This window comes from uncultured Marinobacter sp. (assembly GCF_963974375.1).
In the GTDB taxonomy this organism is placed as follows: Bacteria; Pseudomonadota; Gammaproteobacteria; order Pseudomonadales; family Oleiphilaceae; genus Marinobacter.
This window is the reverse complement of the sequence record NZ_CAXBDN010000260.1, coordinates 1-6,214: the sequence shown is the minus strand read 5'-3', so window position 1 is coordinate 6,214 and position 6,214 is coordinate 1. Positions and strand designations below refer to the sequence as shown.

General features: G+C 61.3%; 6 protein-coding genes and 1 pseudogene. All 7 read left to right on the top strand.

Translation table 11 applies throughout. The features are described from left to right. Positions 1-1,095 (top strand): class I adenylate cyclase (locus tag AAC035_RS17595; protein ID WP_339806393.1); only part of this gene is annotated, 1,095 nt, incomplete at its 5' end. Between the two features lie 120 nt (positions 1,096-1,215). Beyond that, a complete protein-coding gene (locus tag AAC035_RS17590) occupies positions 1,216-1,368 on the top strand; it encodes a lipoprotein (RefSeq protein WP_339806392.1) in 153 nt (50 codons plus the stop codon). Positions 1,369-1,408: 40 nt separating this feature from the next. Further along, positions 1,409-2,659, top strand: coding sequence for a diaminopimelate decarboxylase (lysA, locus tag AAC035_RS17585; RefSeq protein WP_339806391.1), 1,251 nt, complete (start codon positions 1,409-1,411; stop codon positions 2,657-2,659). After that, positions 2,656-3,600, top strand: coding sequence for a diaminopimelate epimerase (gene dapF, locus AAC035_RS17580; RefSeq protein WP_339806389.1), 945 nt, complete (start codon positions 2,656-2,658; stop codon positions 3,598-3,600). Before lysA ends, dapF begins: the two co-directional genes overlap by 4 nt. A 34-nt stretch (positions 3,601-3,634) precedes the next feature. After that, positions 3,635-4,396 (top strand): DUF484 family protein, encoded by a 762-nt coding sequence (locus AAC035_RS17575; protein WP_339806387.1) that lies wholly within the window; start codon positions 3,635-3,637, stop codon positions 4,394-4,396. A gap of 59 nt (positions 4,397-4,455) precedes the next feature. Continuing rightward, on the top strand, positions 4,456-5,361 hold the full coding sequence (xerC, locus tag AAC035_RS17570) for a tyrosine recombinase XerC (RefSeq protein ID WP_339806394.1): 906 nt from the start codon (positions 4,456-4,458) through the stop codon (positions 5,359-5,361). Positions 5,362-5,484: 123 nt separating this feature from the next. Then, positions 5,485-6,214, top strand: a pseudogene (locus AAC035_RS17565) (hypothetical protein); the annotation flags it as partial.

The window sequence follows — 6,214 nt, the reverse complement described above, 5'->3', positions numbered from 1 at the left end:
GATTCACTGGGTTTCAGTGGTGGTCGGGACAATCTGGTGGCGAGCATTGATCAGATTACCGAGAACAGCTGGCATGAGGTCAGCCTGCAGCGCTACGTTACCGGCGATGCGCTGGTGCAATGTCTGAAAAATGTGCTGGCAACCATGGCCCGGTTTCCGGCGGAGGCTCCCGAGATTCTGGTTCAGGGTGGTGGTGCCGGTCACTCCAGGCCTATTGCCCGTCGGGTGACCGAGCTGTTCGCGGATGTGCGAAGCCAGTTCTTTGCGGGCGGCACCGGACCACACTCCATGCGCTATGTGCTGGAGATGGACAGTCGTTATTTTATCCTGCGGTTTGATGGTGAGGAGCCCGGTTTCACAGGTCTGGCCAGCAAGCCGGCACTGATGGATTTTCTCGCCAGGCCCCAGTCAGGTTATTGCCCGGTGGTCTTCGACCGCCACGCTCTGGTGTCCGACCCTGCGCTGCGCGCGGTTTGTCAGGCCAGTCAGCCGGATCTGGTCCAGGTGTTCTTTCAGGTGGCCGACACCATGGTGCGCTTCTGGGTGGTGGATGAACTTGGTTCGGTCTATGGTTGGCTACAGCCTTTTGCCGGTAGTCGCCGGCAGGTTCTGACACCGCTGTTCCGGTTTCTGGAGAGCCTGATGGAGCGCCGCCAGTTGCGCCAGCTCTCCGGAAGTCCTGACTCCGCCGCCCGGATTCACTGTGCGGAAGTCAGGGTCAGTGGTGGCCGGGCACTGGTGGAGCGAGTGCCGGCGCCACCCACCGAAGAGGTGTCTGATCCGTTGCTTGAGGTTCATGCTGTGGGCGTGCAGGAGGGCGACGGCACTCTGGGTTTTGATCTTTTCTGCGGGGACCGTGAATTCCGCAGAGAAGCCTGGGGCGACGCCCAGATGGCGGAGGCAGCCCGCTATATCCGATCGATGCGCCAGGATGGCGCGGTCTATCCGGTTTATCTTACCGACCTGTACCTGCCACATGACCTGGAGCCGGGGCTGTGGCAGCAGGATCTGCAGACCTGTCAGTACATCTGGTATCGCCAACAGTTACAGGCGTCACTGAACCAGGCGGTGAGTGAGTCTCAGGTCCGGGAATGAGGGCGGCGATCCTGCCGCCGGACCCTCGCCGTGCGGGCGAGTGCTCAGGTATACTTGCCTGCTGATTCACCTGAAATCCGCTTGATGCCGGGTCGCTCATACAGCAAGGAAAGAGTCTTTATGACCACTCAGAAAACCGTCATCCTTGTGCTGACACTTGCTTTTGCGGTGCTGGTTTTGTCCGGCTGCGGTCAGAAAGGACCGCTGGAGCGGCCCGGCGCAGCGGCAAAAGCCTCAGCGACTGCTGCGCTTGCCAGTCGGGCGGCTGACTGATTATCGGGATATCTGAAAGACACTTTCTGAGAGAAACTCCATGGACCATTTTTCCTACCGTAACGGCGAGCTTTATGCGGAAGACGTCGCGGTCGATGCCATTGCTGCCCGTTACGGCACCCCCGCATACGTATACTCACGGGCAACGCTGGAGCGTCACTACCGGGCTTATGATGAGGCCCTGGCCGGCCATCCTCATCTGATCTGTTACGCGGTGAAGGCCAACAGCAACCTGGCTGTTCTGGATACTCTGGCCCGTCTTGGCGCCGGTTTTGACATTGTTTCAGCGGGTGAGCTGGAACGGGTTCTGCGGGCCGGAGGCGATCCGGGTAAAGTGGTGTTTTCCGGGGTTGGCAAGCAGCCCTGGGAAATGCGCCGCGCCCTGGAAGTGGGCGTGCGATGCTTTAATGTCGAGTCTGATACCGAGCTGGACCGGCTCGATCAGGTGGCCGGTGAACTTGGGGTCCGGGCGCCGGTCTCCCTGCGGGTCAATCCGGACGTGGACGCCGGTACCCATCCCTACATTTCGACCGGGCTGAAGGAAAACAAGTTCGGAATTGATATTGCCGAGGCGCCAGCGGTGTACGCCCGGGCGGTCGGCCTGCCGAATCTGGATGTGATCGGGGTGGACTGTCACATTGGCTCCCAGCTCACCTCGGTGACGCCCTTCCTGGACGCCCTTGACAGAGTGCTGGTGCTGATTGACCGTCTGGCCGGGCAGGGTATTGCCCTCCGTCATCTGGATCTTGGTGGTGGCCTCGGCGTTACCTATAATCAGGAAACGCCGCCGGCGCCGGCCACCTACATGGCTGCCGTTCTTGAGCGGCTTGGCGACCGTTCGCTGGAACTGGTGCTGGAACCGGGGCGGTCGATCGCGGCCAATGCGGGCATCCTGGTGACCCGGGTTGAATTTCTCAAGTGCACAGAACACCGTAATTTCGCCATTATCGATGCGGCGATGAACGACCTTATCCGTCCTGCCCTCTACAGTGCCTGGCAGGAAATCGTGCCGGTCCGGCCCCGTGTTGATGCCGAAGAAAAGCAGTGGGATCTGGTGGGTCCGGTCTGTGAAACCGGTGATTTTCTTGGCAAGGACCGGGCCCTGCGACTGGCGGCCGGTGACCTGCTGGCGGTGCGCTCGGCCGGAGCTTATGGCTTTGTGATGAGCTCGAACTACAACTCCCGTAATCGACCGCCGGAACTGATGGTGGATGGTGATCAGGTGTTTGTGGTGCGCGAACGGGAAACACTCGACGATCAGCTGCGCTCAGAACATCGGTTGCCACAATGACCGAGCAGCCGCAGCACCGTTCCGCTCGTCCAGCCCCGCCGCAACTCAGTTTTACCAAGATGCACGGTCTGGGTAACGACTTCATGGTGGTTGATGCCATCAGCCAGCCATTTCGCCTGCGCCCGGAAATGATACGGAAGCTTGCTGACCGTCATTTCGGCGTGGGTTTTGACCAGTTGCTGGTGGTGGAACCCCCGGGAATGCCGGACGTGGATTTCCGCTACCGTATTTTTAATGCGGATGGTTCCGAAGTGGAGCAGTGCGGGAACGGCGCCCGTTGCTTTGCCCGTTTCGTCAGGGATCAGCGCCTGACCAATCGCCGGGTGTTGCGGGTGCAGACCGCCGCGGGCGTGATTGAGCTCAGAATCGGTCGTGATGGCTGGGTAACCGTTGATATGGGCGTGCCGGAACTGAATCCGCCCGCGATTCCGTTTGCGGCAGACAGTCTTCAGCTGGTTTATCCGGTGGAGGTGAATGGCCAGTTGGTGGAGCTTTCGGTGGTGTCCATGGGCAACCCCCATGGGGTCCTGCTGGTCGACGATGTCGACACGGCACCGGTTGAGACACTTGGCCCGCTGCTTGAGCGACACCCCCGGTTCCCGGCCAGGGCCAATATCGGCTTTCTGCAGATTATCGATCGTGGTCATGCCCGGTTGCGGGTTTACGAGCGCGGCTCCGGAGAAACTCTTGCCTGTGGCAGCGGCGCCTGCGCGGCGGTGGTAGTGGGACGACTGCGGGGACTGCTGGATGACAAGGTCCGGGTCACGCTTCCGGGTGGCGATCTGGTCATTGAATGGCAGGGTGAGGGTGCCCCTGTTATGATGGAAGGACCCACTGCGCGGGTGTTTGACGGCCAGATCCGCCTGCCGGCCGAGCCTTCGCAGAACCGGCGGCGTCAACGTCGTAATCCGGCGCGTGGTAATGATCGTCGGACCGGCTGACGGATTTTCCGGGCCGGCAAGCATGGAGAACACAATGACAGAGCAAACGGTCCACGAGAAGGCCGGAGAGCCCGCCGCGCTTAACGCTGAACAGGTTGTGGATTTTTTACGGCTGCACCCGGATTTCTTTGTAGGGCGCGACGAACTGGTGCGGTCACTGACCCTGCCCCATGACAGCGGGCGCGCCATATCGCTGGTCGAAAGACAGGTGCATCTGTTCCGGGAACAGCGGGACAGTCTGCGTCACGAGCTTGTGGAGCTGGTCTCCATTGCCCGTCAGAACGATCGTCTGTTCGAGAAAAGCAAACGTCTGCTGATGCAGGTTATCGAAGCCCGCACCCTGGCCGATATGGCGGCGGTTATCGATGACAGCATTCGTGGCGACTTTGGTCTGGATGCGGCCAGCCTGATGCTGATTGGTGATGACGTGCCCGGGCCTGCGGTAGCCGGCGCCCTGCACCTGGTCAGCGAGAGTGATGCCCGGGAGCAGCTGGGGGCCCTGCTCGATGGTGATCGAGCTGTCTGTGGTCAGTTCCGGTCGGCGGATCGGGCCTTTCTGTTTCCTGGGCGGGACGAACCGGTCGCCTCTGTTGCACTGGTTCCCTTGCGCACAGACACCGATCAGCTGGTGGGGGTGTTTGCGGTAGGCAGTTGTCAGCCGGGGTATTTTGATCAGAGCATGGGTTCACTATTCCTGTCCTACATCAGCGATACCCTGCGGCGGTTGCTGCCACCTATATTGCAGCGTCATCAGCGCGGCGAGTTGCGGCTGGGAGCGGTGGCGGAGTCCCGCTGACCATGGTTCAGGTGGCGGATGTCGAACGCCGGGGGGAGCACTTGCGGCTCGCGTCCCTGATGACCGCCTATCTTGATCACCTGGCGACCGAACGGCGCCAGTCTCCTCATACCTGCAGTGGCTATCGGCGTGATCTTGAGCGGCTGATGTCCTGGCTGGGCGAACAGACGCCGGCCATCACTGGCTGGGATGAGCTGCAGATTGAAGATGTTCGCCGCCACGTTGCTTTCCTGAATCGCTCCGGCCAGTCCGGCCGCAGTATTGCGCGGACACTGTCGGCCATACGCGGCTTTTACGATTATCTGCTGCGGGAGCGCCGGGTGAGGGCGAACCCTGCGCTGGACGTGCGGGCTCCCAAAAGCGGACGCCGGTTGCCGGTGGCCGCAGATGCGGATCAGCTCGGCTATCTGTTGGGCGTGGCGCCGGATGACCCCCTTGAGGCCCGCGATCTGGCGATGTTCGAATTGCTCTACTCGTCGGGCCTGCGGCTGTCGGAGCTGACCGGGCTGGACCTGGGGCGACTGGATCTGGTATCGGGGGAAGTGCGGGTGCTGGGCAAGGGCAGTCGTGAGCGATTACTGCCGGTTGGTCGCAAGGCCCGTGCGGCACTGCAGCACTGGTTATCCTTGCGGGGTGCGCTGGCAGCGACGGCAGAACCTGCCGTCTTCGTGAGCCAGCGGGGGCAGCGTATCAGCACCCGCAGTGTTCAGGCCCGCCTGGAGCGCTGGGGTCTGAAACAGGGGGCGGACCAGCGACTTCATCCCCATATGCTGAGGCATTCGTTTGCCAGCCATTTGCTGGAGTCCAGCGGAGACCTCAGAGCGGTGCAGGAGCTGCTGGGCCATGCCGATATTGCAACAACCCAGATCTACACCCATCTGGACTTCCAGCACCTGTCCCGGGTATACGATCAGGCCCATCCCCGTGCACGGCGCCGGGGGTCTGGTCCGGACGAATCGTCGTAAAGCACCTATAGTTAGCAGTAACCTGTCGAGTGCGTATTCATAACGGCCGCCCTGCCGCCCTGGTTTTGGCGCGTCCGGGCCTCGGCATACACCAGTTGAACAGGTTTCAGAGCCGGGTCGTTCATGTCAAAAAAAATATCACAGGAAACAGGGGAGTCTGCTCCAGATGAGCAGCGCTACCTGCTGGAGCGTTTGTTGGCCAGAACCTGCATGGCGTCAGAAGGCCAGAGCCCGGAACTGGACCGGATTCTTGGCGATCTGCGTCAGTATTTACGGGGCCAGGAAAGGGAGACCGTTCGTTTTAAACGGTTTCAGGACACGCTGGATGAGCAGCTCGAGTTGCTGGACGCGACCCGGATGTCTGAGAACCGAAGGCTCAGGGACGCTTTCGCCCGGTTGGCGGCACTGCAGGAAAGCAATAGCCGGGACCGGTCGGCAGAGCGGGCGCTGAAAAAACTGCGTGATGAGTTCCCGCTTCAGACCCAGAACCCGGCGGCTCTGAGCCGCTGGCTGGAACAGTTTGCGGACCTCGCCGAGCGGTTGATGCCTGTATCAGCGGAAAGTGAGCAGGCTCCCTCGAGAGGTTTTCTTGACAGGCTGTTTCAGCGGGCGCCCCCCGCCAGTGAGCCTTTGCCAGTGCTGCCGGTCGCTGCAACAGGTTATTCTGACGGCTCGGCGCCACTTGAGGACGACCGGTCATCACGGTTCATGATCGCCAGGCGGGTGGGTGACCTGATGGAACGGATTCTCCACCAGGTTCAGTTGCCCGCCGACACCTACCGCAGAGCCAGTCTGCTGCGGAGCCGTCTGGCGCAGACGGATGACTGGGGTACGCTGAGTAACGTCCTTGAGG